Genomic DNA, 25402 nt, shown 5'->3' with positions numbered 1-25402 from the left:
ATCGGGCGGAGAGGAGCGTTTCAGACGCCTTCCGCCATATCGTAGATGCCATCCATATCGGCGATCTGGATGCGGTTGCCTTCCTGGAGCGAGATCGCGCCGGAAGTCTTGAGCTGGGTGAAGGTGCGGCTGACGGTTTCGGTCGTCAGGCCGAGATAATCGGCGATGTCGGCACGACTCATGGGGACATAGACGGGGTTGTCCTTGTGTCCGCGCCGGGATTGGCGCTGCGCCAGCATCAGCAGGAACGAACAGATCTTTTCCCGCGCGGTCTTCCGCCCCAGCAGCAGCATCTGGTCCTGGGCTGCGGCCAGTTCGTTCGACGCCATGGAGAAGAGCCGGCGCTGCATCTTGGGGAACTCGTCGAGCAGCGCTTCCATCTTGCGGCGGGGGAATCGACAGAGCGATGTCTGCGTTACCGTTTCCGCCGAGTAGGCGTAGCTCTCGTTCATGGCGAGACCGAGGAAATCGCCGGTCACCAGGAAGCCCGTGATCTGGCGCCGCCCGTCGGGAAGAAGCTTGTAAAGCTTCACGGTCCCGGCGGTCACGTTGAACAAGGCGTCGGCCCCCTCGCCTTCGGCGAAAATCGTCTGATTCGCCTCGACCCGCTGCATCTGGACGATGTCGGAAAGGCGGCGAAGCTCATCCGCTTCCAAGGCCGCACAGACCGTCAGGGTACGTACAGGGCAGGCGCCGCAGGGTGTGGTGTCAGCCAAGGAACTCTTTTCGCGTACTCTGCCCATGTCGAATGGAGGCATGGCGATCCCCCCTGCCGTCTGCTTCTCATGTTCCATTCTGGTGATAAATTGGATTTTTCGCAAGATTGCAACATGCGTGCATCTTACCGAACGATTTCATGTCATTTTCCGTCGTCGCGGCGCGACGGTGTTACCCCGCCGCCACGCGATGACGGCTTTATGTCGTCGTCATCGAACAGGATGCGGTGCGCCGCACCGTCAAGATCGTCAAACTGACCGGACTTCAGGGACCAGAGGAAGCCCAGCAGGCCCAGCAGCCCCAGCCCCACCGCCAGCGGAATGAGAAAGATCAGCGCGTCCATCGCTTTGGTCCAATCGGTGCCGGCGCCGTGACAGGCGCAGGGCATTGAGGATCACGATCAGCGACGAAGACGACATCGCCGCAGCCGCGATCAGGGGAGTGACCAGACCGCCCACCGCGAGCGGGATCGTCACCAGATTATAGACGAAGGTCATGGCGAAGTTCTGCCTGACCAGCCGGCCCGACCGCTGCGCCACGTCGAGCACTTCGAGGATCGGGGAAAGCTTCAAACCCTGGAACACCATGTCGGCGGCGGTCTGGCTGACGTCGACCGCCGTGGAGGGCGACAGGGAAACATGGGCTGCCGAAAGCGCCGGCGCGTCGTTGAGGCCGTCGCCGACCATCAGCACGGTCGCTCCGCTCCGCGCCAGTTCCTCCAGGCAGGCGGCCTTGTCGGCCGGGCTCTGCTCGGCGCGCCACTCGCCGATGCCGAGGCGGGCCGCGACATCGGAAACAGCGGCCCAGCGATCGCCCGACAGCAGCACGACTCGCTTGCCTCTGGCGAGAAGCGCCGCCACGACGGCGGCCGCATCGGGCCGGAGCGCGTCGGTGAACCGGAAACGGACCGGAACGGCGCCGGGCCGGGCGAGCCAGAGTTCGGGATTGGGCCTTGCGGTCTCGTTGGCGTCTTCGGCTGCGGCACCGGTGAAGCGCCGGCTTCCCAGGCGGATCTCGCCGTCGAGACCGGCGAGCACCAGGCCGGAGCCGGGGATTTCCCGGACGCCGGCAGCCACCGCTGCGCCGGGAACAGCCCGGCAGAGCGCCCGGGCCAGGGGATGGCGGCTCGACGCCGCGAGGGAAGCGGCCAGACGAAGGTCGGCATCGGACAATCCGGCGGCGTGGAGTTCCGGCCGGCCTTCGGTCAGCGTGCCCGTCTTGTCGAAGACGACCGTGTCGATTTCCGCCAGACGCTCCAGTGCGGTGGCGGATTTCAGCAGGATGCCCTGCCGCAGCAACCTGCCGCTGGCGATCACCTGGACGACCGGCACGGCGAGCGCCAGGGCACAGGGGCAGGTGATGATCAGCACGGCGATGGCGTTGAGCAGCGCCGGCTGCCATGCGGTTCCGGCGATGAACACCCAGCCGAGGAAGGTCGCCAGTGCGGTCAGGTGGACCACCGGCGCATAGGCCCGCGACACCCGGTCCGCCAGCGCCACGTAGCGCGCCCTGCCCTGCTCGGCCACTTCCATCAGGCGGACGATCTCGGCCAGCAGGGTGCCTTCCCCGACCGCCGTCACGTCGAGCCGGAGCGGCGCCGTGAGGTTGAGGGTGCCGGCGAAGACCCTGTCGCCGGGACGGGCGGCGCCCGGCACGCTCTCCCCGGAAATCAGGCCGGTATCGATATCGGACACGCCGTCGGCGACGCGGCCGTCCACCGGTATCCGCTCGCCCGCGGCGACCAGCACGGTCATTCCGGCTGCGACCTGTTCCGGACGGACGACGCGGCTTTGACCGTCCTCGTCAAGGACGGTGACGGCGGAGGCGTTGAGGGACAGCAGGTGTTCGGCGGCGGACCGCGCCCGGCCCCGCGCCCGCATATCCAGGTATCTGCCGATCAGCAGGAAGAACAGCAGCGTGATCGCGCTGTCGAAATAGGCATGTTCGGCTCCCCGGATCGTCTCGGCAAGGCTCATGCCGGTAGCCAGGGTCACGCCGATCGAGATCGGCACGTCCATGTTAGTGCGTCGGGACTTCAGGGCGTTCCAGGCCGAGCGGAAGAACGGCTTGGCGGCATAGAGGATCGCGGGCATCGCGATCAGCGCCGAGACCCAGTGCAGGAGGTCGCGGGTAGCAGGCCCCATTCCCTGGCTGTGACCCGCCCAGATCGCGACCGACAGCAGCATGACGTTGGCGGCGGAGAACCCGGCGACTCCCAGCGCCCGCAGCAATTCGCGTTCTCGCAACGCTTCCGCCGCGTCGAGCTTTTCCGGGTCGAACGGCACCAGGCGGTAACCCAGGCGGAGAACCGGTCCCGTGACGGCGGCGGCGTCGCTCAGGTCCGGGTCCCAGGTGATGATAAGGCGGCGGGTCGTCATGTTGAGCCGGGCATATGTCACGCCCGGTTCGCGCCTGAGCACCGTCTCGATCAGCCAGACGCAGGCGGCGCATTGCAGGCCATCGACCATCAGGTGGAGGGTCGCGTGGCCGTCCTTCGTGGTCGAGGCATGGGCGGAGAAGTCGGCGGCCCGCACTTCCTCGTCGGGCCGGAGAGGCCGCGCGTCGGGGTCGATGGAGCGGCGCGCGTAGTAGGTATCGAGACCCAGGCCCTGTATCAGGCCATAGGCCGCTTCGCAGCCGGAACAGCAGAACCGGCTGCCGGCCGTCGTCCGTTCCGCTATATCCTGCCCGCAATGGAGACAGGAAGTGCCTGTGCTCATCACTTGACCCTGATTTTCCTGACGCTGATTTACCAGACGCCGACTTTCCCGATGCCGATCCGGACCGGATTTTACTTGACGATCACCCGCTTGACTTCCTGGTAGTCGCCCTGGGGATGGTCGGCGACGACGCGGATGTCCCACTGCCCCGGCAACGGGAAGGCAAAGTCGGCGGTATACCGGCCCTGGCCCCGATCCGAGAGCTCGACCGTGAAATCGTGCCCTTCGCTGGTCGGCCGGACCACTTCGGCGGTCACCCGGGCACCGGCGAGGATAGTGCCGGCATGGTCCTTGATATCCACGGCCAGCCGGGCCGATCGGATATCCGGTGCCTGAAACTCGATCCCGACTTGCCAGCCGCGCTTCCGCTGATCGCGAGCGCCGTCGATAGCGGCGTTATAGGCCGTGCCCCGCTCCCAGTAATGCTGGGTTTCCAGCCCGGTCCAGCTGCTGATGGCGAAGAACACCATGGTCCCGTTGACCGCGACGGTAATGAAGAAGAATCCGACGAAGATCCAGGGATACCACCAGCCGGGCGGACGGCCGCCCGATGATCCGGTGCCAGACGATCCTGCACCAGATAATGCGGCGCCAGACGATCCGGTGCGGCGACCCTGCAGATTTTCAACGGACATCGGCGTTTCCCATTGCTGTACCGGCGCCTGAGGCGCTTGAACGGATCGCGTGTTTCATCCGGGACTACTTGTCCGGCCCGATGAAGACGGAGTGATAGTCGACCTCTTCGGGAGCGCCCCTGCCGACCGTCGTCTTGTCGGTCAGGGTGAAGGTCACCGGAGTCGATGTGGACGCCAGCGCTCTCGCCGGCGCCCGCACATAGATCCGGTATGTCGCGACCGTGTCGGGCCGGGCGGCAAGGTCGATCCTTTCGACCCGATCCTCCTGTCCGACGACGGCCAGAGTGGCGCCGGCCACGCCGTCGAGCCTGAGGCTGTAGTCCTTGGCGTAGCGCGTCATATTGGAGATCTTGAAGGTATAGCCGTTGCGGATATCGCCATCGGACAGGGTGACGAACAACGGCGCCCGGTCCCGCAGGACGCTGATATCGAGCTGCGGGCGGAACACCAGGCCGGCGACCATCATGCCGGCGAGCACGACGATGATCAGCCCGTAGATCAGGGTGCGGGGACGGATCAGCCGGACATGCGCGGTGGAGCCGTGCGACCTTGCTACCTGATTGTTGTGGGTGTCGAAGGTGATCAGGTTCAGCGGCCGGCTGATCTTCGTCATGATCTCGTTGCAGGCATCGACGCACAGCCCGCAGCCGATGCATTCCATCTGCAGGCCTTCGCGGATATCGATCCCGGTCGGGCAGACATGGATGCAGGCCTTGCAGTCGATGCAGTCGCCGCGCTGGTCCCAGTCCTGCGACTTGCGCTTCGCTCCGCGCGGCTCGCCGCGCCAGCTCTCATACGTGACGATGAGGCTGTCCTCGTCGATCATAGCACCCTGGAGCCTCGGCCATGGGCACATATACGTGCAGACCTGTTCACGCGCCCAGCCGCCCAGCAGGTAGGTCGTGGATGTAAAGAGGGCGATGAAGATCAGGGACAACTCGTCGATCTGGAGCCTGAAAAGGCCGGCAACCAGAGTGGGCGCATCGGTGAAGTACATCGCCCAGGCGCCACCGGTGAGAAAAGCCACCACGAGCCAGGCAAGATGCTTGGAGAGCTTTTTCAGCACCTTCGCGCCGCTCAGCGGGCTCTTGTCGAGGCGGATACGCTCGGACCGGTCACCCTCGATCTTGCGCTCGATCCAGACGTAGAGGTCGGTCCAGACCGTTTGCGGGCAGGCATACCCGCACCAGATGCGCCCGGCCAGCGATGTCGCAAGGAACAGTCCGATGGCGGCCATGATCAGCAGGCCGGTCAGGTAATAGATTTCCTGCGGCCAGATCTCGATGAAGAAGAAGTAAAGCCGCGGACCGGCAAGATCCACCAGAACCGCTTGGTCCGGTGCGGCCGGCCCGCGATCCCAGCGAATCCAGGGAACGACGTAGTAGATCGCCAGAAGAACGACGAGAGCGATCCACTTCAGCTTCCGGTACTTGCCTGCGACCGATTTCGGATAGACCTTCTCACGGGCCGCAAACAGCGATGCGGGAACTTGCTCATCGCCGCCGCCGTGGGTCTGGGTAGTCGTGCTCATGCCGGATGCCTTGCTCGCGTCTGCGTCGATCCATCCGCGCCCCTGATGGAACGCGGTTGACCTGTGCACTGTGCGCCCGCGAAACAGGCGCGGCATTGCGGTAAATCAAAGCTTTCGTGGGAGAGGGGCCTGCGGGACAAGCCGGCCGGATGCGTGCGGCAGCAAAAACGCCGGGAAGATTGCCCTTCCCGGCGTTTCGGTGCCGACCTGTGGAATCGGAGTTCTTACTTCTCGCCGCCGCCCAGGGTATGGACGTAGACCGCGAGTTGCTTGACGGTGATCGGGTCCAGACGGCTGCCCCAGGCCGGCATAACCCCAGCGCGGGCGTAGGTTATCGTCTCGACCAGCGTCTTCTTGTCGCCGCCATACAGCCAGATGTTATCGTTCAGGCGGGGGGCGCCGACTTCACGCATCCCTTCACCCTTCTCGCCATGGCAGGCCACGCAGTTTTCAGTGAAGACGGCCTCGCCGTTCTTGGAGGCGGCCTTGTTGGTGTCCCGTCCGGTGAAGGACAGAACGTATTCGGCGACCTCATCGATCTGCACGGCGGTCAGCAGCTTGTCGACACCGAACTTCGGCATCTCCGAAAGCCTGGTGTCGCCATCGACCGGCGAGCGGATGCCGTGCAGCAGCGTCGTATGGATGTCGTCGGCCTTGCCGCCCCACAGCCAATCGTCGTCCGCCAGGGTCGGGTAACCCTTGCCGCCGGCACCGCCGGCGCCATGGCAGGCGGAGCAGTTCTCGGCGAAGGCGGACCGGCCGCCGGCGATGGCGAAGCTCAGCAGATCGGGGTCGGCTTCGATCTGTTCGAACGAAGCCTTGTCGATCTTGGCGCGATAGGCGCCCTGGGCGGCACGGGCGGTCGCGATATCGGCCAGCACCACGTCGCGCTGGCTATAGCCCAGAATGCCGCCGGTATAGCTCTTGCCGAGCGGAATCGCGGGATAGAGGACCCAGTAGCCTAACGAGAAGGCCACGCAGACGTAGAAAACGTATAGCCACCACTTCGGCAGCGGGTTGTTCAGTTCCTGAATACCATCCCACTCGTGCCCAGTGGTATCGACCCCCGACAGGGAGTCCTTTTCGACCTTGGTCGGCATGACCTAATTCTCCTGGCCTTCATTCCTGAACGGGATGAGGCTGGCTTCCTCGAACTGATCCTTGTTCTTGGGCCGCAAGGCCCAGAACAGGACGCCGATGAACAGCAGCATCAACCAAACCGTCCAGAAGGAGCGCAAAAACGAAGCGATTGCGTTGAGATCCATTGGTCCCCCCACTTATTGCTTGAAATCGGCCGGTTGGTATTTCGTGAAGTCGACCAGCGTGCCAAGCATCTGCAAGTAAGCGACCAGCGCATCCATCTCGGTCACGACCTTGGTGTCGCCGTCGAAGTTCGAGACGACCGCCTTGGGGTAGCGGGCCAGGAGGCCGGCCGTGTCGCCGTCCGGACGGGTCTGGACTTCCAGATCCTTGGCGGCGTTCTCGACCTGCTCGTCGGTATAGGGCACGCCGACGATCTTCAGCGTCTTCAGGTGCTCCTTGACGTCGGCGGCCTTCAGCGGCCGGGTGGCCAGGAAGGCGTAGCCCGGCATGATCGATTCCGGCACCACGGCGCGCGGATCGATCAGATGGGCGACCTGCCAGGCGTCGGAGTACTTGCCGCCGACGCGGGCCAGATCCGGACCGGTGCGCTTGGAGCTCCACTGGAACGGATGGTCGTACATGCTCTCGGCCGCGAGGCTGTAGTGGCCGTAGCGCTCAGCTTCGTCGCGGAACGGACGGATCTGCTGGCTATGGCAGTTGTAGCAGCCTTCGCGGACGTAGATGTTGCGGCCGAACTGCTCGAGCGGACTGTAGGGACGGACGCCCTGCACCTTCTCGATCGTCGACTCGATGGTGAAGAGGGGAATGATCTCGACCAGGCCACCGATGGAGACGGTGAGCAGGATCAGAACCATCATCAGGGTGACGTTCTTTTCGATCAGGCCGTGATCGAAGAGTCCGGGCTTCTTATTGCTGGTTGCCATTATGCGGCGTCCTTACTCGGCAGCCGGCGCGAACTTGCGCGTCGGGGCGGTGACATAGGGCTTCTCAACCCGAACGTCGCCCTTGGTCGTGCGCCACAGGTTGTAGACCATGATAAGAGCGCCAACGAGGAACATGATGCCGCCGAGAGCGCGGATCACGTAGAAGGGATGCATGGCGGCGACCGTCTCGACGAATGAATACTGGAGGAAGCCGAGATTGTCGTACGCGCGCCACATCAGGCCCTGCATGATGCCGGAGATCCACATCGCGGTGATGTAGAGCACGATGCCGATGGTCGCGGTCCAGAAGTGATAGCTGACCAGACGCTGGGAGTAGAGCCGGCCGGTCTTCCAGAGCTGGGGCACCAGGTAGTAGACGGCGCCGAAGCTGACGAAGGCGACCCAGCCGAGCGCGCCGGAATGGACGTGGCCGACGGTCCAGTCGGTGTAGTGCGACAGGGCGTTGACCGCCTTGATCGACATGACGGGACCTTCGAAGGTGCTCATGCCGTAGAACGCGACCGAGGTGACCAGGAAGCGCAGCACCGGATCGGTGCGCAGCTTGTCCCAGGCGCCGGACAGGGTCATGATGCCGTTGATCATGCCGCCCCAGGACGGCATCCACAGCATGACGGAGAAGGTCATGCCCAGCGTCTGCGCCCAGTCGGGCAGCGCCGTGTAGTGCAGGTGGTGCGGACCGGCCCAGATGTAGAGGAAGATCAGCGACCAGAAGTGGATGATCGACAGGCGGTAGGAGTAGACGGGGCGGCCGGCCTGCTTGGGGATGAAGTAATACATCATGCCCAGGAAGCCGGCGGTCAGGAAGAAGCCGACCGCGTTGTGTCCGTACCACCACTGGACCAGGGCACCCTGGACGCCGGCGAAGTACGAGTAGCTGGTGGCGCCGAAGAAGGAGACCGGGACGCTGAGGTTGTTGACCAGGTGCAGCATCGCGATGGTCACGATCATCGCCAGATAGAACCAGTTGGCCACATAGATGTGCGGCTCACGGCGCTGCATGATCGTGCCGACGAAGGTCAGCAGGTATACCACCCAGACGACCGTCAGCCACAGGTCGACGTACCATTCCGGCTCGGCGTATTCCTTGCCCTGGGTGATGCCCAGGACATAGCCGGAGGCCGCCAGCACGATGAAGATCTGGTAGCCCCAGAACAGGAAGTTGGCCACCAGCGGACCGCCCCAGAGAGTGGCGCGGCAGGTGCGCTGGACGACGTACAGCGACGTGGCGAAGAGGGCGTTGCCGCCGAAGGCGAAGACCACCGCCGAAGTGTGCAGCGGCCGCAGGCGGCCGAAGCTGGTCCATTCCAGGCCCAGATTGAGCGCCGGGAACGCCAATTCGAGGGCGATGAAGATGCCGGCCATAAAGCCGATCACGCCCCAGAACATAGTGGCGATGACGAACAGGCGGATGACAGCCTCGTTGTACGAGACGGTCTCCTCACCTGCCCGCTCGCCCCCCACGGATGAACCGTGGGACAGGGTCGCTGCTGTCATTACCAAATCTCCCGTCTGGTGCGGCCGGCCCCTGGGGAGCCCCCCGTCGGTCCACACCACCGTAAGGTTGCTTATCATTTCACGTGGGGATTCCGCCTTGCTTCCGCGCATGAGCGCGGCGCCAGTTACGGTCCCATTGCCGGTTGCGGACTATGAGGACGCCGGTGTCCGGCAACATTGATCTACGTCAACGACCCCGGAGCGGAGGGACTGCCATCGTCTGTGCCTGAACCGTCGCCGAGACGCCCATGCACGCCACTTATGTCGCAAAACCCTTGATTCGCCGTCAGATCGACCAGGCATTCCCCGTGGTGCAGACCATTGCACCCGATCTCGACGTGGACCGATGGCGCGATTTTGCCGCAGCCGTTCTGTTACCGCGGGAGCTTGAATTCGAGCTCGATACGACTGGCCGGACGGACGACGGCGCCGTTCCGAATCCCCGCGGGATCATGACGGTCCAGAACGATCGGGGCTATATCCACGGCCTTTTCAGCTATACCGTGGAAGAACACCTCCGCCACGGCCGTGTACTGACGGTCGAGAACTTCATCGTGCTCGACCTGTTCGACATGGCGGGCGCCGCCGACGAGTTGCTGAACGCCATGGACCGCGTGGCGGAGGCACTTGGCTGCACCGCCATCCATACGAACCTGCCCGATGACTATTCCAGTCTTCCCGATTACTGCAACTGGCTGCTGGCCTGTTTCCGCGATGCGGGCCACGCAGTGGGAACGCTGCGGTTGTGCAAAAGGATGATCGGCCAGGACGCGCCGACGACGCCGGACGCCGCCAACGACGTTTGACGGCATGCCGGCATTCGAAACGACGCCCGGCCCCTGCGAAACGGACCGCACGAGTTGTTATTGCCTGTGGGATCGGGGCGGGTAGACTGCGGCCCATGAACGACATTCCATCCGGCAATCCGCCGTCGGGCGACACCGCGTCGCGGCCGACAATCCGTTTGCAGCCCAGCCGCCACAAGCGCGTTCAGCACGGCCATCCCTGGGTCTATTCGAACGAGATACACATGGACAACACGGCCAAGGCGATCCCGCCCGGCACCGTGGTCCGTGTGGTGACTCATGACGGCGCCCCGCTCGGCGCCGCGACCTTCAACCCCCACACGCTGATCTGCACGCGCATGCTGACGCGCGATCCCGGCGCCGAGATCGGCCGGGCGTTCCTGGCCGACCGCCTGCGCCGGGCGCTGGACCTGCGCGAGAAGCTGTTCGACCGGCCCTTCTACCGGCTGGTCCATGCCGAGGCGGACGGACTGCCGGCGCTGATCGTGGACCGGTTCGGCGATGTCGTGGTGTTGCAGGCCAACTCCGCCGGCATGGACCGCCTGACGCCGGCCCTGCTGGAGGCGCTGGACGAGGTGCTCGCCCCCAGAGCCGTGGTGCTTCGGAACGACAGTCCGTCACGCGGCCTGGAAGGACTGACGACCGGGGTCCGTGTTGCATCCGGCAGCCTCGAAGGGCCAGTCCGGCTGGAGGAAAACGGCGGCGCCTTCTTCGCCGACCCGGGAGTGGGCCAGAAGACGGGCTGGTTCTACGACCAGCGCGACAACCGGGCCGCCATCGCGGCGCTGGCGCGAGACGCCGATGTCATCGACTTCTACAGCTACAACGGCGGGTTCGCCGTGCAGTGTGCCAGGGCCGGCGCCAGATCGGTCGTGGCGGTCGATCGCTCCGAAGCCGCTTTGGCCAACGGACGGGCCGCGGCGGACGCCAACGGCGTCGCATCCATCTGCGAGTTCCGCCGGGCCGATGCCTTCGAGGAACTGGAACGTCTGGCGGCAGCGGGACAGAAGTTCGGCGTGGTGATCGCCGACCCTCCCGCCTTCGTGAAGTCGAAGAAGGACCTTCAGGCGGGCTCCAGGGCCTATCGCAAGATGACCCGGCTGGCGGCATCGATCACGGCGCCCGGTGGGTTCCTGCTGGTGGCGTCGTGCAGCCACAACGTCGATGTGCCGCTGTTCGCCGAGCAGGTCGCGCGCGGACTGGACGATGCCCGTCGGACCGGGCGGATCCTGCGCACCGGCGGGGCGGCGGCGGACCATCCCGTCCATCCTCACCTGCCCGAGACGGCGTATCTGAAGGCCCAGATCCTTCAGCTGGACTGACCGCGATGGGATCGGCGGCCGAACCGGTTCCAGGGTTTCGGTCAGCCGACGTCGCTGAATGTCTGGAAAGCCGCCATCAGGCGGGTGCGATCCTTGGCCGGGAGCTTCTTGACCAGGGCCTGCGCGCGCTTGACATCGGCCTCCGTTCCGCCGGCCGCGGCCTCGGTGAGGGCTTTGGCGGTGGCATTGTCGGCGCCGAAGACGAAGCGAGCGGCAGCGGCCAGCGGGCCGAGGGTGGCGTCGGACATCGGGTTCTCCGTGGGGGAAGCGGCCGTCTCCGGCCGGAAGGTCCCTTCTCGTCCACTTTCATTCGGCACTTCTATCGGATTGGAAATTCCGGATGGAAGTGGACGGGACCATCCTCCATTGTACGGTTGGTATCCGGTTGAGGAAAGCCGCTTGAAGGATCTGATATCGGTGATCGGGGCACGGTGGCCGGCGGGCAAGCGCCCGCTCGCTTTCCCGCGCGGTTTTCGCGGGCTGGCGCTGGCGCTTGGGATCGCCGCCTGCGTGACGGTGCCGCCTGCGGCATACAGTGCCGCCCAATGGGCGCGCGAACGGGCGCTGACCGAACTGGGAGAGACGGCGCAGGCGCGGCTGACGCTCTACAGTGCGACCCTGACCGCCGAGCTGGAAAAGTTCAGGGCCTTGCCGCTGGCGCTCGCCTGGGATCCGGACGTCACGGCGCTGCTCGCCAAGCCGCGCGACCTGGAACTGATCGACCGGGTGGACCGCAAGCTGTCGGCGCTCAACGCCGGCGTTTCCCTGTCGGCGCTCTATGTCATGGGACGCGACGGCGTTACCCTGGCATCCAGCAACTGGACCGACGAAACCAGCTTCATCGGCCGCAACTTCTCCTTCCGTCCCTACTTCCAGGACGCGCTGGACGGCAAGGTCGGACGGTACTTCGCGCTGGGAACGACGTCGCAGATCCCCGGCTACTACATAGCGTATCCGGTATGGGGGCCGGTCTGGGCGGAAAACCATACGCTGGGCGTGGTCGTCGCCAAGGTCGCGATGGATGCGCTGGAAACGACCTGGAAAGGGATGGGCGGCGAGCGTGTCTTCGTCACCGACCGCCACGGCATCGTCTTCATCACCAATGTACCCGACTGGCGCTTCCGGACCCTGCGGCCGCTGAGCGCCGATGCCCGGCAGGAGTTGCGCGACAGCCAGCAGTACCACAACGCGGAGCTACGCCCGCTGCCGGCGCTGGACAGCGCCATGGTGCGCACCGCGCGCATTCCCGATACCGAATGGGACGTCCATGTGGCGCTGGACAGCCGGCCGGCCGGCGATCGTGCCCTGTCGGCGGCGCTGAGCGCCGGGATCGCGACGCTGCTGCTGCTGGCGGCCGGGCTGGTGGTGCTCCAGCGGCGGATGGCGCTTGCCGAACGCCTCGAATACCAGCGGCGTTCGGGACTGATGCTGGAACGCCGGGTGACGGAGCGCACCGCCGAACTCAGCTCCGCCAACGCCCGGCTGACGGAGGAGGTCGCCGAGCGCGAGCGGGCCGAGCGGGAAGTCCTGCGCGCCCGCGACGAGCTGATACAGGCGGCCAAGCTGGCGGCGCTGGGGCAGATGGCCGCCGGCATCGTGCACGAGGTCAATCAACCTGTCTCGGCGATTCGGTCCTATGCCGAGAACGCCCGGCTTCTGCTGGACCGCGGGCGGCTCGATCTGGTGCGGTCGAACCTGGGCGAGATAGCGGAGCTGACCGAGCGGATGGCGCAGATCACCCGCCAGCTCAAGACCTTCGCCCGGAAATCCTCGGGCATCCTCACCCCTGTCTCTCCGCGTTCCGTGGTGGAGCACGCGTTGGGCCTTCTCGGCGCTCAGACGAACGACCTGGGCGCCGAGATCGTGTTCGAACTGCCGGAGAAGGCTCCGCCGGTCCTTGCCGACGAGGCACGGCTGGAGCAGGTGCTGGTCAACCTGCTGCGCAACGCGCTGGACGCGGTGTCGGCACGCAACCACAGGCTGATCACGATCAGCCTGGGGGAGGACGAGGAACACGTGCTGCTCAGCGTGAGGGACACCGGCCCCGGCATCGACGAAGATGACCTGCCAAGACTGTTCGATCCCTTCTTCACCACCAAGGAAGTGGGCGAGGGATTGGGTCTTGGGCTTTCGATCAGCTATGGGATCGTGCAGGGATTCGGCGGCCGGATCTCGGCCGCCAACCATCCCGATGGCGGCGCCGTCTTCACGGTGACGCTCCGGCGCGCGCCGGAACCCGCCGAGGCGCGGCCGTTTTCAGCCTAGCCATACTTTCGAACCAGCTATGTGATTTTCAATTGGCTGACCCTTGATTTTCGCACATCGCAGTGCCAATTCGGATGGACTACCCCACGGGTCCGGGCCCCGCTGGCGGCCGAGGCGTCGGCCGTGATGTCGGACCTTCCGTCAGCAACAGCCGACGCAGCAGCGTAAACGGGTCATTCTTTCCATGGACGCGCTCCTGGCCGCCGTTTCGGCGGACTTCCTGGGCAAACCTGCCTGGATCTGGCTTTCTTTCCTCGGTATCGTCGTCGCCCTGCTGGCCTTCGACCTCGGCGTCCTCCACCGCAAGACTCACGAGATCGGCATCGCCGAAAGTCTGTGGCTCAGCGCCGGCTACATCGCCATGGGCTGCCTTTTCGGCGCCTGGCTCTGGTGGTATCTCGGGCCCGAGCCGGGCATGCAGTATTTCACCGGCTTCTTCGTCGAGAAGAGCCTGGCGATGGACAACGTATTCGTCATATCGCTGATCTTCACGTATTTCGCCATTCCCAGGATCTATCAGCACCGCGTGCTGGTCTGGGGCATCCTGGGTGTCATCGTCCTGCGCGGCATCATGATCGGTCTGGGTGCGGCGCTGATCAACGAGTTCGACTGGATACTCTTCATCTTTGGCGGCTTCCTGCTGATCACCGGCATCAAGATGCTGTTCATCGCGGACAAGCAGCCGGACATCTCCGGTAACCCGATCCTTAAGTTCCTGCGCAAGCGCCTGAACGTCACGGAGGAACTGCACGGCGAGAAATTCTTCGTGAAGGCTCCCGATCCCAAAGGTTCGGGCAAGCTGGTCCGGTTCGCAACGCCGCTGTTCCTGGCGCTGGTCCTGATCGAGTTCGCCGACCTGGTCTTCGCGGTGGACTCCGTACCCGCCATCTTCGCGATCACGACCGATCCCTATATCGTCTATACCAGCAACATCTTCGCGATCCTGGGCCTGCGCGCGCTGTACTTCGCCCTGGCCGCGATGGTCCATCGCTTCCACTATCTGAAATACGCGCTGGCCCTGGTGCTGGTCTTCATCGGTGGCAAAATCTTCTACAACCAGTTCTACGGCAAGCTCGACCCGGTGATCTCGCTGTCGGTGACCTTCGCCCTGCTGCTGGGCGGCGTCATCGTCTCGCTGGTCATGACGAGAGACCGTGAACTCCCGGCCGAAGGCATGACCCGGTAAATCGGCAAGAGTGTCGCCGACAAAGAGTCACGGTGCACACCATCGCACCGCGCGATAAGAACGAGGAACCCTCGGCAGCGATCCGCCCTGCCGAGGCGCACGGATAGACGAGCACGGCTTGTACCAAGCGCCGAAAGAAGTTGACTGATGGAGGCCCCGATCCCGTAGGCCGGCTGAAGCGAAGCAGCAGCCGGCCTACGGGGTTAAAGTATTCACACAGGTCGATCCCTTACGGGAACAACCTGACGCACGGTCTCACCCGGCTGCCCTGAAGCGGGCGACCAGTTCGATATGGGCGGACCACACGAACTGGTCGACCGGCGTGACGCTTTCCAGGCGGTAGCCGCTGTCGGTCAGGATGCGGGCGTCGCGGGCGAAGGTGGCGGGGTTGCACGACACGGCCACCACGACGGGGACCCCCGACTCGGCGATCCGGGTGGACTGCTCGCGGGCGCCTGCGCGGGGCGGGTCGAAGACCACGGCGTCGAAGCGAGACAATTCCGAAGCGGTCAACGGATCCTCGAACAGGTCGCGGCGTGCCGTGGTCACGTTCGGCAGGGTCCGGGCCGCCGCCGACAGGGTGGCCATGGCGGAAGCGTCCCCTTCGACCGCATGGACGGTGGCGGTCCTGGCCATCGGAAAGGTGAAGGTGCCGAGACCGGCGAACAGGTCGGCCACCTTGCGGGCACCGCCGACGCCGGCCAGAACGGCATCGACCAGCGCCGCCTCGCCCTCGCCGCTGGCCTGAAGGAAGGCGCCGGGCTCGACCGGTACAGCTGTTCCGCCGAACCTGACATGGAGGGGACGACGGGCGGCCACGGGTTCCGGCGGCGACGACGGCGAGCGCCGCCACGACAGGCGGGCGATGTCCTGCTCCTCGGCGAAGGCGGCCAGCCGCTCGCGGGCATCGAGCCCCGGTTCGGGACCGCCGGTCAGAAGCACGTCCGGACCACCTTCGAGAACGGCCACGGTCACGTCGAGCGCGGCCCCGTCTGGAAGCATGGCCGTCAGCAGGTCTTCGAGCGGCCCGAGCAGAGCCCGGATGCCCGGCTCGACCACCAGACACCCGGAGATATCGGCGATCCTGTGGCTTTGCCGCTCGTTGAAACCCAGCGTCGCGCGTCCGCTGCGCCGGGTAGCGGCGAAAGTGGCGCGGCGGCGGCTGGCGGGCGGCGTGCGGACGGTCGGCGCGACGTCGATCCCCGTCAGCTTGGCACGACTAAGCGCCGTCACCACCTGGGCACGCTTCCAGCCGGCATAGGCGCCGTCGGTCAGGTGCTGAAGCGCACAGCCGCCGCAGATCCCGAAATGAGAACAGGGCGGGACCGCCCGGTCCGGGCCGGGTTCCAGTACGTCGAGCAGGCGGGCGGCGATGCCATCGCCGCGCGGCTCGCCCGGCAGAATGCGGACGCGGTCGCCCGGCACGGTCAGCGGGACATAGACCCGCCGGCCTCCGTAGTCGGCCAGACCGTCGCCGCGGGCGCCGATTTCGCCGACGGTGACCTCGACGGGAGCCTGGGTCCTGGCCTTGCGCTGAGGGCGTCTTGCCATCGCGTCAGCCGGCCAGTTCCGTCAGGCGGGCGCGGACCGCCGCCGGAATTTCCGCCGACCGCCGCGCGGTCGTGTCGAACAGGACGCAGACGACTTCGCTGGTCGCGATGCAGGTCTCGCCATGGAAGATGGCGCCTGCCACGGTCAGGGAAGAGCGGCCGAAGCGGGTCGCCTTCAAGCCGACTCGAAGAGCACCGGGATAATGCATCTCCGACCGGAAATCGATCACGATCCGGGCGATCACGACGGAGAGCGGACCGGACACGGGAGAGTTGCCTGAGTCGCTGAACAGTGCCACCCGTGCGCTTTCGAAATAGGTGCTGATGGCGGCGTTGTTGACGTGGCCCAGCGGGTCCAGGTCGGCGAAGCGCACCGATTCGTCGATCCAGTAGGGGTAGAAATCCTGGCTGGTGATTGCGGTGGAGGCATCGTTATCCATTTTGAAGAATCCTTGCTTGTCGATCCGGTGCAGCAAAGCATGCCGTTACCGGTTTAGACAGAGAACAACCCGCACGACGACAGCGAACGATTTGGGACGCGCCTTTCAATCCGGAATGCTATAGCTCGCCCATCGACGGCCTGTTTGCCACGCCACCATGCCCCAAGGGGACCTTGAAATGACCGACCAGAACAACAGCCCTGCCGAAGCCATGTTCGACAAGGCGCTCGATCTCGCCGAAAAACATCTCGAAGCGGCGATGAAGGAGGGCGGTCCGCTGTCCTCTTATGTTGCCGTCGCCATGATCGAAGCCGCCGTCAACCAGGCGGTCGAGGAGACCAGCCACGAGGACGTCGTCGACATGCTGCGCGACCTTGCCAGCCAGATCGAGCAGGACGCCGAAGAAGGCGACGAATAAGGGATCGTCTGCCGTCTCTATCCTGACAGGGCTTGACCGCAGCGGCCCTGCCCCGGCCGGAACCGTCCGGGATCAGTGAAACGTGGCATCGCCGGTTCCACTGGCCCGGACCCAACCGGCTACGATCTGGCCGGCCTCCGCGGCCGGTGCCAGGGGATGGTGCCAAAAATACACGGTAAGGGCGGCTTCGAGCGCGAATCGGTCCGGCTGCCCTTTTCCGCGCAGTTCCCGATAGGTCCGGATCACGGCCGTCTGGCCGCGCGACTCCTGCCCATCCGACTCCTGCCGGCGCGACACCGTCACTTGTCGCCTGATTGCTTGGCGGGACGGTTCACTGGGATGCCGTAGAGTTCCAGCCTGTGGCCGATCAGCTCGTAGCCAAGGTCGCGGGCGATTCGCTCCTTCAGCCGCTCCAACTCCTCGTTGACGAACTCGATCACCTCACCGGATTGCAGATCGATCAGGTGATGGTGGTGCTCTTCGCGGTTCTCCTCGAAACGCGACCGGCCGTCGCCGAAGTCCAGCCTTTCGATGACATTGGCTTCCTCGAACAGGCGGACGGTCCGGTAGACCGTGGCGATGCTGATCTTGGGATCGATCTCGACCGCACGTCGGTAAACCTGCTCGACATCGGGGTGGTCGGTCGCCTCGGACAGCACTCGGGAGATGACCCGGCGCTGCTCTGTCATTTTCAGACCTTTTTGGACGCACAGTTCTTCCAGGCGCGTGGGCATGGGTTCCTCGGTTTTTCTTCGGGCTGGCACACCAATCTAAACTGTTTCTAAAGTAGGTGCGCTCTCCAGTTCGACAAAAAAATTCAGTCGGCGGCATACCAGGGTCCCGGAACCTTTATTGTGACACGGGTTCCCCCGGTTCCGCCACCCGGATCACGGCTATCTTTAGCCGAACTTCCGATACTTGGCGCTCCGCCGGCATCCACGGTCATGCGCGCTCCCAGCTGACCGACCAGTGCAGCGACCAGCCGCATGCCGAGCCCCTTGCCGTCGTTCCCGCCCTCCGTCAGGCCGACACCGTCGTCGGCGATCGTCATGACGACGTCCTCGTCATGGCGGCGCAGGTCGATCCGGACCGTTCCGCGCGTTCCGGACGGAGATGCACCGGACGGGAAGGCATGCGCGACGACGTTCGAAACGAGTTCGTTGGCGATCAGGGCCAGGGGAATGGCCGTATCGAGCGAACAGAACAGGCGCTCTCCGGTCACTTCCAGCGCGATCGGCGCCGGCTGGCCGCGCGGACCGATCAACCGTTCGGCTAGCGCGCGGAGTTGCAGGCTGAAGTCGATGCGGGTGAATTCCTGGTGGGCATAGATCTGTTCATGGATCCGTCCCATGACGTTGATGCGCTGGCCGATGATCTCCATTCGGGTACGGGCCGCCGGATGGTCGATCTGCATGGCCTCGAGCTGGACCAGACTCCACACCACTTGCAGGTTGTTCTTTACCCGGTGATGGACTTCCGCAAGCAGCGTCTGGCTTTCCTCCAGGGCGCCGGTCAGACGGTCCTGAATTTCCTTCAGGTCGGTGACGTCCAGGGCTACGCCGTCCCAGGCACGCCCTCCACCCGACTCGGATTGGGGCGACGGACGCGCCATGACCCGGAGCCAGCGCACTCTTCCCCCGTCGGCCTCCCCAATGACCTTCCCACCAGCTTCGCCATCCGGCAAGGCCTCGGACATGGCATCGGGAACGGCGCGGACCTCGAGGTGCGACGGCTCCGTCCCGGCTGGCAAGGTGAAGGCGGCGGCCCAGGCGGGGCGGTCGTCGGGATGGATCAGGTGCGCCAGTTCGTCTCCGCAGCCGTCCGGGTCCGGCACGAACGGAGCTGGTGCCGGTCCCCCCTGGCCCCTGGTCACATAGGGATAGCGGACTGTTCCGTCCGCCTCTTCCACCCGCCGGAAGATCATGCCGGGAAGGTTGGCGGCGACATCGCCCAGCCGGCGCTCGACGAGGCGCTCCTGTTCCAGCGCCGCCAGTCGCCGCTCCATGTTCTGGCGGCGCAACGCGCCCCGGGTCAGCAAGGCCGCCAGCCCAAGGGTCGCCGCCAAGGACAGCAGGCCTCCAGCCGATACCGCAAGCAGCGACCGGTGCTGGGGACCCGCCACCACCTCCGCCGGTGCACCGACCGCCACCGTCCATCCGGAGAGCGACGACGTCGTCAAGGCGCCATAAACTTCACTCCCTTCGGCGGAGCGGGCGAAGAAGAAGCTGCTAGCCGCGTGCTCGATCTCTTTCCGCAGCGATTCGGTAGCCGGCTGGCCGACGAAGTCTTCCTGACGGCGCGAGCGCGCCACAATGACCCGCTCGCGGTCGAGCACCGATCCGACCCATCCATCGGGCATGGCCGGACCGGCCAGGGTAGCGCCAAGGCTGCCGCTCCGCAGGTTGACCGACAGGAAGTAACGGACCTCTCCACCGCGCTTCACCGGCACCATCACGGAAACGAATGGCTCGCCTCCTGCAAGTACGTGGAGATCGCTGATTTCCGGCCCACCGGAAGCGGCGACCCTCTCGATCTGTTCCTGCACCGCAGCCGGCGGCAACTGGTCGGAAGGCAGGGTGTCGCCGCTCCGCTGGGGGAACGCCACCACAACCAGGGCGGCATCGGCCGCCCGCCTGAGGCGTAGCGACATCCACTCCGGCCGGCTGTCGAGCAGGCGTTCCGCTTCGATCGAGAAGTCCGCCAGATTGTCTTCGTCCAGGTGGATCGAGGTCGCCAGCGCTTCAAGGCCGGAGACATGGTTGATCAACTGACGGTCCACCGCGTCGGACAATGTCCGCGCCGTCTGAACGAGCATGCGCTCGATCTGCTCCTGCTGCTGCCGGTCGAACAGGAAAACCATGGCACTGCAAAATATCAGCAGCGGCAGCAGGACGGTGGCGGCGAACCCCACGAAATGAACGCGCTGTTTCATGATCTCCGTGATCCTGTCCCCCCGATCATGACACCCGATCGGGTTAGGACGACGGAAGGTAAGCTGAACTGGCCGGATCTCACGAACTGGAAATGCGGTTCTATCCGGTTTGACGCCGATGCGATAGCCCTAGTCCAGCCATCCGGCAACCAGGAGAGCACCACGCGTGTTGCCGGGATGCGGACCTGCCGCGAACCGATTCACGCGACCATCGCCGAAAAAATGCCCGACCAGTACGACCGCCAGACCGATATGATCGGCCGACATGCTTGAAGATCAGGATACCGACCACGAAGCGGGCCAGCGCCGCCTCCTGCGGCGGAACCGGAACCTGGCGACCGGCCTGCTTGTGCTTGCCGCCACCCTGTTCACCGCCTTGCGCTTCGTGCCCGAGCCGGGCTTCTGGGTGGAACTGGCACGCGCCGCGTCGGAAGCGGCCATCGTCGGCGCCCTGGCCGACTGGTTCGCGGTCACCGCCCTGTTCCGCCGTCCGCTGGGACTGCCGATCCCCCATACCGCCATCATCCCGGCCAACAAGGACCGGATCGGCGACGGGCTTGGCAGCTTCGTGGAGCGGAACTTCCTGGAGCCTTCGCTGGTCGCGGCGAAGCTCCGGTCGATCGACCCGGCGGACAGGGTCGTCCGCTGGCTGAATGCGCCGGGAATGGTGGAAGCGCTGGCGGCGCGCCTGACCACGACGCTGCCGACCCTGATCCAGTCGGTCGAGGACCGCGAACTGCGCGCCTTCTTCGGCCGGGCGCTGGGCGAGCAGTTGCGCGGTGCCGAGGTCAGCCCCCTGCTCGGCAAGATACTGGGCGTGCTGGTATCCAGCGGCCAGCACCAGCCGCTGCTGGAACGCGTCGTAGCCTGGGCGCTGACGCTGATGGACCGCAACCAGGGCCGTCTGCAATCCATGGTCGGACAGCGCAGCGGCTGGTGGATCCCGAAGGCGATCGACCGGCGGGTCGCCCAGAAGATCGGCCAGGGCGCGCAGGAGTTCCTGACCGACCTGCTGGACCCGGCTTCCGTGACCCGCATCAGGATGGAACTGGCTATCGAGGATCTGGCGCGCGACCTTCAGGACGATCCCGACACGCGTGCCCAGGTGGAAGCCGCAAAGGCGCAGCTGCTCGACCGGCCGGAAATCCAGATCTGGCTGGCCGGGCTGTGGGACGAGATGCGCGATCTCACCCTCGACGACTTGGCAAGGCCGGATGGAAAGACGCGCGAGGCGCTGACGACGGGACTGCGGTCGCTGGCGGCGACGCTGGAAGCCGACCCGGCCATGCGGGCTCGCCTGAACGCCTCCGTCGAGCGGCTGGCCTTGGAGATGGTCTCGCCGTGGCGGCGCGGCATCGGCCGCTTCATCGCCGAAGTGGTCCATGGCTGGGACGCCCAAACCGTCTCCGACAGGGTAGAAACCGCGGTCGGCAGTGACCTCCAATATGTCCGGATTTCCGGCACCATCGTCGCCTCCCTGGTCGGCTCGGCACTCTTCCTGCTGACCCAGTTCACCGGCTGACCGGCGTCCGCCGCACTCCCTCTGCCATTGCCGTCGCCCCTTTCGAGAGGGTCACCCGTACGCGCGGCATCGACGTTGGCATCGTCCAGTCGGACGTGCTGGCCTATGCACAGCGGGAACGCCTGTTCCCGACCATCGACAAGCGCGTCCGCTACATCGCCAAGCTATACAACGAGGAGTTCCACCTGCTGGCAGCCGGCGGGATCCGTGACGTCAAGGATCTGGCTGGCCGAATGGTCAATTTCGACGTCGCTGGCAGCGGCACCGACATGACGGCGTCGCTGCTGTTCGGCAAGCTGGGGATCGACGTCGAGCGGACGTCGTTCGATCAGGCGCCGGCGGTCGAAAAGCTGACAGCCGGCAAAATCTCGGCGACAGCCTATGTGGCCGGTAAGCCTACCCGGCTGTTCCGCGACCTGACGTCGGATGGGGGGCTGCATTTCCTCCCGGTCGAGGCGAGCGCCGAGTTGCTGGATACCTATCTTCCATCGACACTGGGCCACCAAGATTATCCGGGACTGGTCGCCGATGGCGGCACCGTCAGCACCGTGGCGGTCGGTGCCGTCATGGTGGTCTACAACTGGCCCGCGGACAACGACCGGTACCGCAAGGTGGCCCATTTCACCCAGGCGTTCTTCGACCGCTTCGAAGAATTCCAGAGGCCCCCGCGCCATGCGAAGTGGCGCGAGGTAAATCTGGCGGCCCAGTTCCCCGGCTGGACCCGGTTCAGCGCGGCGGACATGTGGCTGAACGGCCGCAAGACCCAGTAGGGCGCCGGTCAGCGGCGCCCCAAGGCCTCCAGATGGGTCGCTGCCAAGTCGTCGCCCAGCTTGGCAGCCTTTTCATACCACTCGGCCGCGCGTGCGGGATCGCCGGTCACGCCCCTGGTGCCCAAGCTGCGCAGATAGGACGGATCGAGCGTCCGGCCCGCCAGCAGAGCGCCCCGCGCGCTGCCCCCGGCGGCGGCCGACTCGTATAGAAGGCGTGCCGAGGCGATATCGCCGAGTGCGAGCAGGCGATCCCCCCTTTCCAGAAGAACCGATTCCGCGATGGAAGGCGGCTTCGGCGCTGCCGGTGCGGGAGCCGGCGGAGGTGCCGCCGTAACGACTGCGGGCGCAGGTGCCGGCGGTTCCGGTGATGGCAGTTCCGGTTCAGGCGATGGTGCCGGCTCCGCAAGGGTCGGTGCAGGCTCGGGCTCCAACGGAGAAGTCTGCTCCGGGATCGGCTCCGGCGGGGCCGGCGCCGGAATGGCGATGTTCGCCGGGGGCTCGGGAGCCGGTTCAGGCGGTGGCGCCGGCTCAGCGATGGTCGGCGCCGGCTCCGGCTCCGGCGGAGAAACCTGCTCCGGGATCGGCTCCGGTGGGGCCGGCTCCGGAATGGCGATGTCCGCCGGGGGCTCGGGAGCCGGTTCAGGCGGTGGTGCCGGTTCCGCGATGATTGGTGCCGGTTCGGGTTCCGGTGGGGAAGCCTGCTCGGGGATCGGCTCCGGCAGGGCCGGCTCGGGGATGGCGATGTCCGCCGGGGGCTCGGCGGCCGGGGCCGCTGGTGGCGCCGGCTCCGCGATGGTCGGCTCAGGCGCCGGCTCCGGTGGTGCGGTCTGCTCGGCGGCCGGATCCTGCGGAAGGGTTTCCGGAACGACGGCGGCTGCCGGGGGTTCGGACGCTGCCGGCAACTCCGGCTCCGATGCCACCGGCTCGCTCGGAGCGGGGTCGCCTGGTGCGGTTTCCGCCGGGGGAGACATTTCCGCAGCCGGGGTTTCCGGTTCCAGCGGCTGGGCGGCGTCAGGCGGAGCCGACTCGGCCGCTCTGTCTGCTGGCGCCGGTTCCGCCGGACTTTCCGCTGTCGGTGTGGGCGCCATCGGAACCGCTTCCGCCGGAACCTCTTCCGGCTCGGCAGGCGTGACGGCCTCTACCGCCGGCGCCGGGGTCTCCGGTTCAGGCAGAGATTCAGCCGTAGGTTCAGGCGGTGCGGGCTCTGCCGGCATGGCTTCCGCAGGAGCCGGCTCGGGCTCGGCGGGAGCTATCGCTTCGTTTTCATAGACGGGCGGCTCCTGAACCGGCTGAACGCTTTCCGCCGGCGCCGGGGGAACCGGCTCCGACCCCGGCATGGTCTCCGCCAGGGGCTCCGTTGCCGGTGCCTGGACAACGGGCATCTCCGGGTTCGGTTCGGCGGCTGCTTCCGGCATAACGGACCGCTCCGCCTCGCCTTCGTCGGCCGGCGCGCTGAGCATGCGCGACTCGACCACCGCCACTTGCACCCGCTGAAGATAGTCCGCCATAGGCACTTGTTCGGGGCTGCGGGCACTTGGTTGGCCTGCCGTTTGCGCCGGGTCGGGTTGCCGCATCGGGGAAGGTGCCGCCGAACGGCTGCCGGTATCCCCAAGCACCGAGCTTACGACCGCACGCTGTCCATCCGCCGGGGTCAGGATGGGTGCGCCCGACTGCAGGTAATGCTGAAGGGCGATGGCGCTGGTCGCTACCAAGACGAAGGCTATGCCGCCGGCCCAGGGCGGGATCCGGCGTGCCGGCCGCGCTGGCGGATGCAGCATGTCCGCCGAAGACCGCGGCCAGTCAGTGACGTCGGCGTCCTCGTCCAGAAACGCGGAGTCGTCGCCGTATCCGTAACGGGTGTCGTACCCGTGGCGGGGGTCGGGCGCCCCTTGAAGTCCTGTCAGGACCCTCCGCATCGATCCTGTGCGACCTTCGTGCCGGTCGGGTTCGGGCTGCGGCTGGACCGGCTGCGGTGCGGCGGCCGGTCTGGCCTTCCGCCGGAAAGCCGGGGTGGCCGATGACGGCGGGTCCAGCCGGGCATGCGATTGCGCCGGAACTTCCGGATCCGGCTGCTCGGCGGGCGGATGTTCCTCGTCGGCGATCATGTCGATGACCGTCGCCGTCAGCCGGGCGCTCCGGCTTAATCTGGCCAGCCGCACGGCATCCGTCATCAGCCTGTCGATGATGCCGGGAACACCTCGGCTATGGGCGGAGATACGGCGAAGCGCATCGCTGCCGCAGGTCACCGGCGATGTTTCGTCACCAAGGCAGTGCGCCACGAACTCCGCCGTCCGGTCGGCGTCCAGCGGTTCCAGCGCCACGTAGCGGGTGATGGCGTCACAGACCTGTTCCGGCACCGATCTGACCAGCATGCCGACAAGTTCGGCCCGCCCGACCAGCATCACGGAAATGGACGTGGCGCCCGCGATCAGGATCAGCCGCTCCAGGGTCTGGGCGCCGGCATCTTCGGCCCGATCGACAACCAGCAGGGCACGCGCCCTTGTGTCGGTAGAGCGCGGCTCGGGCAGCCGCGCCATTTCTTCGATAATCGCGTTCAGGTCGTCGTGACGGTCCCCGTTGACCATCCTGCACGGGATCGAGGCCGCATTGATCCGGGCCGTCGCCTCGAGTGCAAGCCTTGTCTTGCCCATGGCGGCGGCGCCGGTCACCACGACGACGGCGCCGGCCCGTGTCAGGGCCGTTGAAATCTGGTCGAGATCGGTCCCTCTGCCGGCTCCTGGCCAGAACGGCCGGTTCGGCCTGAGACCATGGGCTTTCTGCCCTATCCGCATACTTCCGTCCCCCCTGGTCCGGTCCCCTTCATGGGGTTTCCTGGACGGTATCAAACAGTCGCGCCTCCCCACCGTGGGGAGGCGTACGGCCAATTTATCAGAAGCGGTAACAGGTGGATCGGGCGCAGCGGTCGATGGGCTTGCGGGATACCGCTTTAGGCGAGCGGCCGACCGATAGGCTTGTGGATAGAGGGGAGGGTTACCGCGACTCGCCGAAAGGCGAGGATCTCGACTATTGGATCTTGTGCGGAAAG

Annotated in this window: 24 protein-coding genes; 8 read left to right on the top strand and 16 right to left on the bottom strand. The window is 65.9% G+C overall.

The genetic code is table 11. The annotated features are described in order from the left end of the window. Positions 1 to 20: 20 nt before the first annotated feature. The 9 genes from N826_RS14545 to ccoN form a co-directional block, all read right to left on the bottom strand. Positions 21 to 758 (bottom strand): Crp/Fnr family transcriptional regulator, encoded by a 738-nt coding sequence (locus N826_RS14545; RefSeq protein WP_044429933.1) that lies wholly within the window; start codon positions 756 to 758, stop codon positions 21 to 23. Positions 759 to 859: 101 nt separating this feature from the next. Continuing rightward, on the bottom strand, positions 860 to 1060 hold the full coding sequence (gene ccoS, locus N826_RS45245) for a cbb3-type cytochrome oxidase assembly protein CcoS (RefSeq protein ID WP_084720758.1): 201 nt from the start codon (positions 1058 to 1060) through the stop codon (positions 860 to 862). Then, positions 966 to 3437: a heavy metal translocating P-type ATPase metal-binding domain-containing protein gene (locus N826_RS14540; RefSeq protein ID WP_044429931.1), complete on the bottom strand. Its 2472-nt coding sequence runs from the start codon at positions 3435 to 3437 to the stop codon at positions 966 to 968. Before N826_RS14540 ends, ccoS begins: the two co-directional genes overlap by 95 nt. 71 nt (positions 3438 to 3508) lie before the next feature. Next, positions 3509 to 4072 carry a FixH family protein gene (locus tag N826_RS14535; protein WP_052831266.1) on the bottom strand — a complete coding sequence of 188 codons (564 nt, stop codon included), beginning with the start codon at positions 4070 to 4072 and terminating at the stop codon, positions 3509 to 3511. A 64-nt stretch (positions 4073 to 4136) separates the two neighbouring features. Next, complete coding sequence (gene ccoG, locus N826_RS14530) at positions 4137 to 5603, bottom strand: cytochrome c oxidase accessory protein CcoG (protein ID WP_044429930.1); 1467 nt, start codon at positions 5601 to 5603, stop codon at positions 4137 to 4139. Between the two features lie 224 nt (positions 5604 to 5827). Continuing rightward, positions 5828 to 6703, bottom strand: a complete 876-nt coding sequence (ccoP, locus tag N826_RS14525; RefSeq protein ID WP_044429928.1) for a cytochrome-c oxidase, cbb3-type subunit III — start codon at positions 6701 to 6703, stop codon at positions 5828 to 5830. A gap of 3 nt (positions 6704 to 6706) precedes the next feature. After that, positions 6707 to 6868 carry a cbb3-type cytochrome oxidase subunit 3 gene (locus N826_RS14520; protein ID WP_044429926.1) on the bottom strand — a complete coding sequence of 54 codons (162 nt, stop codon included), beginning with the start codon at positions 6866 to 6868 and terminating at the stop codon, positions 6707 to 6709. A gap of 12 nt (positions 6869 to 6880) precedes the next feature. Further along, positions 6881 to 7630, bottom strand: a complete 750-nt coding sequence (gene ccoO, locus N826_RS14515) for a cytochrome-c oxidase, cbb3-type subunit II (protein WP_044429924.1) — start codon at positions 7628 to 7630, stop codon at positions 6881 to 6883. Positions 7631 to 7642: 12 nt separating this feature from the next. Beyond that, the gene (gene ccoN, locus N826_RS14510; protein WP_044429922.1) at positions 7643 to 9145 is read right to left on the bottom strand and encodes a cytochrome-c oxidase, cbb3-type subunit I; all 1503 of its coding nucleotides are present in this window, start codon (positions 9143 to 9145) and stop codon (positions 7643 to 7645) included. A gap of 248 nt (positions 9146 to 9393) precedes the next feature. On the opposite strand from ccoN, the gene N826_RS14505 reads away from it, so the two are divergent. Both N826_RS14505 and N826_RS14500 read left to right on the top strand, forming a co-directional pair. Further along, a complete protein-coding gene (locus N826_RS14505) occupies positions 9394 to 9951 on the top strand; it encodes a hypothetical protein (protein ID WP_044429920.1) in 558 nt (185 codons plus the stop codon). Positions 9952 to 10046: 95 nt separating this feature from the next. Then, the gene (locus tag N826_RS14500) at positions 10047 to 11273 is read left to right on the top strand and encodes a class I SAM-dependent rRNA methyltransferase (protein WP_044429918.1); all 1227 of its coding nucleotides are present in this window, start codon (positions 10047 to 10049) and stop codon (positions 11271 to 11273) included. 41 nt (positions 11274 to 11314) lie between these two features. Here the strand turns inward: N826_RS14500 and N826_RS14495 are convergent, their stop codons facing one another. Further along, on the bottom strand, positions 11315 to 11521 hold the full coding sequence (locus tag N826_RS14495; protein ID WP_044429917.1) for a hypothetical protein: 207 nt from the start codon (positions 11519 to 11521) through the stop codon (positions 11315 to 11317). Between the two features lie 151 nt (positions 11522 to 11672). Between N826_RS14495 and N826_RS14490 the strand changes: the two genes are divergently transcribed. Together N826_RS14490 and N826_RS14485 are read left to right on the top strand one after the other, a co-directional pair. Continuing rightward, on the top strand, positions 11673 to 13538 hold the full coding sequence (locus N826_RS14490) for a sensor histidine kinase (RefSeq protein ID WP_052831265.1): 1866 nt from the start codon (positions 11673 to 11675) through the stop codon (positions 13536 to 13538). Positions 13539 to 13722: 184 nt separating this feature from the next. Continuing rightward, positions 13723 to 14724 carry a TerC family protein gene (locus N826_RS14485; protein ID WP_044429915.1) on the top strand — a complete coding sequence of 334 codons (1002 nt, stop codon included), beginning with the start codon at positions 13723 to 13725 and terminating at the stop codon, positions 14722 to 14724. A 255-nt stretch (positions 14725 to 14979) separates the two neighbouring features. On the opposite strand, the gene N826_RS14480 is transcribed toward N826_RS14485, so the two are convergent. Next, positions 14980 to 16275 (bottom strand): class I SAM-dependent RNA methyltransferase, encoded by a 1296-nt coding sequence (locus N826_RS14480; RefSeq protein WP_044429914.1) that lies wholly within the window; start codon positions 16273 to 16275, stop codon positions 14980 to 14982. 4 nt (positions 16276 to 16279) lie between these two features. Continuing rightward, complete coding sequence (locus tag N826_RS14475) at positions 16280 to 16714, bottom strand: acyl-CoA thioesterase (protein WP_044430093.1); 435 nt, start codon at positions 16712 to 16714, stop codon at positions 16280 to 16282. 178 nt (positions 16715 to 16892) lie between these two features. Between N826_RS14475 and N826_RS14470 the strand changes: the two genes are divergently transcribed. Then, the gene (locus tag N826_RS14470) at positions 16893 to 17132 is read left to right on the top strand and encodes a hypothetical protein (RefSeq protein ID WP_044429911.1); all 240 of its coding nucleotides are present in this window, start codon (positions 16893 to 16895) and stop codon (positions 17130 to 17132) included. A gap of 72 nt (positions 17133 to 17204) precedes the next feature. On the opposite strand, the gene N826_RS14465 is transcribed toward N826_RS14470, so the two are convergent. From N826_RS14465 to N826_RS14455, 3 genes are all read right to left on the bottom strand, one after another. Continuing rightward, entirely contained in the window at positions 17205 to 17435 is a 231-nt protein-coding gene (locus tag N826_RS14465) for a hypothetical protein (protein ID WP_044429909.1), read from the bottom strand. Next, on the bottom strand, positions 17432 to 17866 hold the full coding sequence (locus tag N826_RS14460; RefSeq protein ID WP_044429907.1) for a Fur family transcriptional regulator: 435 nt from the start codon (positions 17864 to 17866) through the stop codon (positions 17432 to 17434). The genes N826_RS14465 and N826_RS14460 overlap by 4 nt, the downstream gene beginning before the upstream one ends. 83 nt (positions 17867 to 17949) lie before the next feature. Then, positions 17950 to 20064 carry a sensor histidine kinase gene (locus N826_RS14455; protein ID WP_044429905.1) on the bottom strand — a complete coding sequence of 705 codons (2115 nt, stop codon included), beginning with the start codon at positions 20062 to 20064 and terminating at the stop codon, positions 17950 to 17952. Here N826_RS14455 and N826_RS43050 point away from each other — a divergent pair. Genes N826_RS43050 through N826_RS14445 form a run of 3 tightly spaced genes read left to right on the top strand, consistent with a single transcriptional unit; the run spans position 20047 to position 22356 of the window. Further along, on the top strand, positions 20047 to 20337 hold the full coding sequence (locus tag N826_RS43050; protein WP_147040751.1) for a hypothetical protein: 291 nt from the start codon (positions 20047 to 20049) through the stop codon (positions 20335 to 20337). The genes N826_RS14455 and N826_RS43050 overlap by 18 nt on opposite strands. After that, positions 20330 to 21586, top strand: coding sequence for a DUF445 domain-containing protein (locus N826_RS14450; protein ID WP_044429903.1), 1257 nt, complete (start codon positions 20330 to 20332; stop codon positions 21584 to 21586). The genes N826_RS43050 and N826_RS14450 overlap by 8 nt, the downstream gene beginning before the upstream one ends. Next, positions 21508 to 22356 (top strand): TAXI family TRAP transporter solute-binding subunit, encoded by an 849-nt coding sequence (locus N826_RS14445; RefSeq protein ID WP_084720757.1) that lies wholly within the window; start codon positions 21508 to 21510, stop codon positions 22354 to 22356. Before N826_RS14450 ends, N826_RS14445 begins: the two co-directional genes overlap by 79 nt. 8 nt (positions 22357 to 22364) lie before the next feature. Here N826_RS14445 and N826_RS40020 read toward each other — a convergent pair whose 3' ends face one another. Beyond that, entirely contained in the window at positions 22365 to 25148 is a 2784-nt protein-coding gene (locus N826_RS40020) for a hypothetical protein (protein ID WP_052831259.1), read from the bottom strand. Positions 25149 to 25402: the final 254 nt, after the last annotated feature.

Source organism: Skermanella aerolata KACC 11604, from assembly GCF_000936425.1.
GTDB lineage: Bacteria > Pseudomonadota > Alphaproteobacteria > Azospirillales > Azospirillaceae > Skermanella > Skermanella aerolata.
The sequence above is the reverse complement of the archived record's forward strand: the minus strand, read 5'-3'. Positions and strand labels throughout refer to the sequence as shown.

What these genes read in the sequence shown, in the direction of transcription:
- N826_RS40020 (WP_052831259.1), bottom strand. Translation starts at nt 25,148, where the DNA reads ATGCGGATAGGGCAGAAAGCCCATGGTCTCAGGCCGAACCGGCCGTTC.
- N826_RS14450 (WP_044429903.1), top strand. Translation starts at nt 20,330, where the DNA reads ATGCTTGAAGATCAGGATACCGACCACGAAGCGGGCCAGCGCCGCCTC.
- N826_RS14480 (WP_044429914.1), bottom strand. Translation starts at nt 16,275, where the DNA reads ATGGCAAGACGCCCTCAGCGCAAGGCCAGGACCCAGGCTCCCGTCGAG.
- ccoS (WP_084720758.1), bottom strand. Translation starts at nt 1,060, where the DNA reads ATGGACGCGCTGATCTTTCTCATTCCGCTGGCGGTGGGGCTGGGGCTG.
- N826_RS14500 (WP_044429918.1), top strand. Translation starts at nt 10,047, where the DNA reads ATGAACGACATTCCATCCGGCAATCCGCCGTCGGGCGACACCGCGTCG.
- ccoN (WP_044429922.1), bottom strand. Translation starts at nt 9,145, where the DNA reads ATGACAGCAGCGACCCTGTCCCACGGTTCATCCGTGGGGGGCGAGCGG.
- N826_RS14485 (WP_044429915.1), top strand. Translation starts at nt 13,723, where the DNA reads ATGGACGCGCTCCTGGCCGCCGTTTCGGCGGACTTCCTGGGCAAACCT.
- N826_RS14505 (WP_044429920.1), top strand. Translation starts at nt 9,394, where the DNA reads ATGCACGCCACTTATGTCGCAAAACCCTTGATTCGCCGTCAGATCGAC.
- N826_RS14540 (WP_044429931.1), bottom strand. Translation starts at nt 3,437, where the DNA reads ATGAGCACAGGCACTTCCTGTCTCCATTGCGGGCAGGATATAGCGGAA.
- N826_RS43050 (WP_147040751.1), top strand. Translation starts at nt 20,047, where the DNA reads ATGAACGCGCTGTTTCATGATCTCCGTGATCCTGTCCCCCCGATCATG.
- ccoP (WP_044429928.1), bottom strand. Translation starts at nt 6,703, where the DNA reads ATGCCGACCAAGGTCGAAAAGGACTCCCTGTCGGGGGTCGATACCACT.
- N826_RS14470 (WP_044429911.1), top strand. Translation starts at nt 16,893, where the DNA reads ATGACCGACCAGAACAACAGCCCTGCCGAAGCCATGTTCGACAAGGCG.
- ccoG (WP_044429930.1), bottom strand. Translation starts at nt 5,603, where the DNA reads ATGAGCACGACTACCCAGACCCACGGCGGCGGCGATGAGCAAGTTCCC.
- N826_RS14545 (WP_044429933.1), bottom strand. Translation starts at nt 758, where the DNA reads ATGCCTCCATTCGACATGGGCAGAGTACGCGAAAAGAGTTCCTTGGCT.
- N826_RS14495 (WP_044429917.1), bottom strand. Translation starts at nt 11,521, where the DNA reads ATGTCCGACGCCACCCTCGGCCCGCTGGCCGCTGCCGCTCGCTTCGTC.
- N826_RS14455 (WP_044429905.1), bottom strand. Translation starts at nt 20,064, where the DNA reads ATGAAACAGCGCGTTCATTTCGTGGGGTTCGCCGCCACCGTCCTGCTG.
- N826_RS14535 (WP_052831266.1), bottom strand. Translation starts at nt 4,072, where the DNA reads ATGTCCGTTGAAAATCTGCAGGGTCGCCGCACCGGATCGTCTGGCGCC.
- ccoO (WP_044429924.1), bottom strand. Translation starts at nt 7,630, where the DNA reads ATGGCAACCAGCAATAAGAAGCCCGGACTCTTCGATCACGGCCTGATC.
- N826_RS14475 (WP_044430093.1), bottom strand. Translation starts at nt 16,714, where the DNA reads ATGGATAACGATGCCTCCACCGCAATCACCAGCCAGGATTTCTACCCC.
- N826_RS14460 (WP_044429907.1), bottom strand. Translation starts at nt 17,866, where the DNA reads ATGCCCACGCGCCTGGAAGAACTGTGCGTCCAAAAAGGTCTGAAAATG.
- N826_RS14520 (WP_044429926.1), bottom strand. Translation starts at nt 6,868, where the DNA reads ATGGATCTCAACGCAATCGCTTCGTTTTTGCGCTCCTTCTGGACGGTT.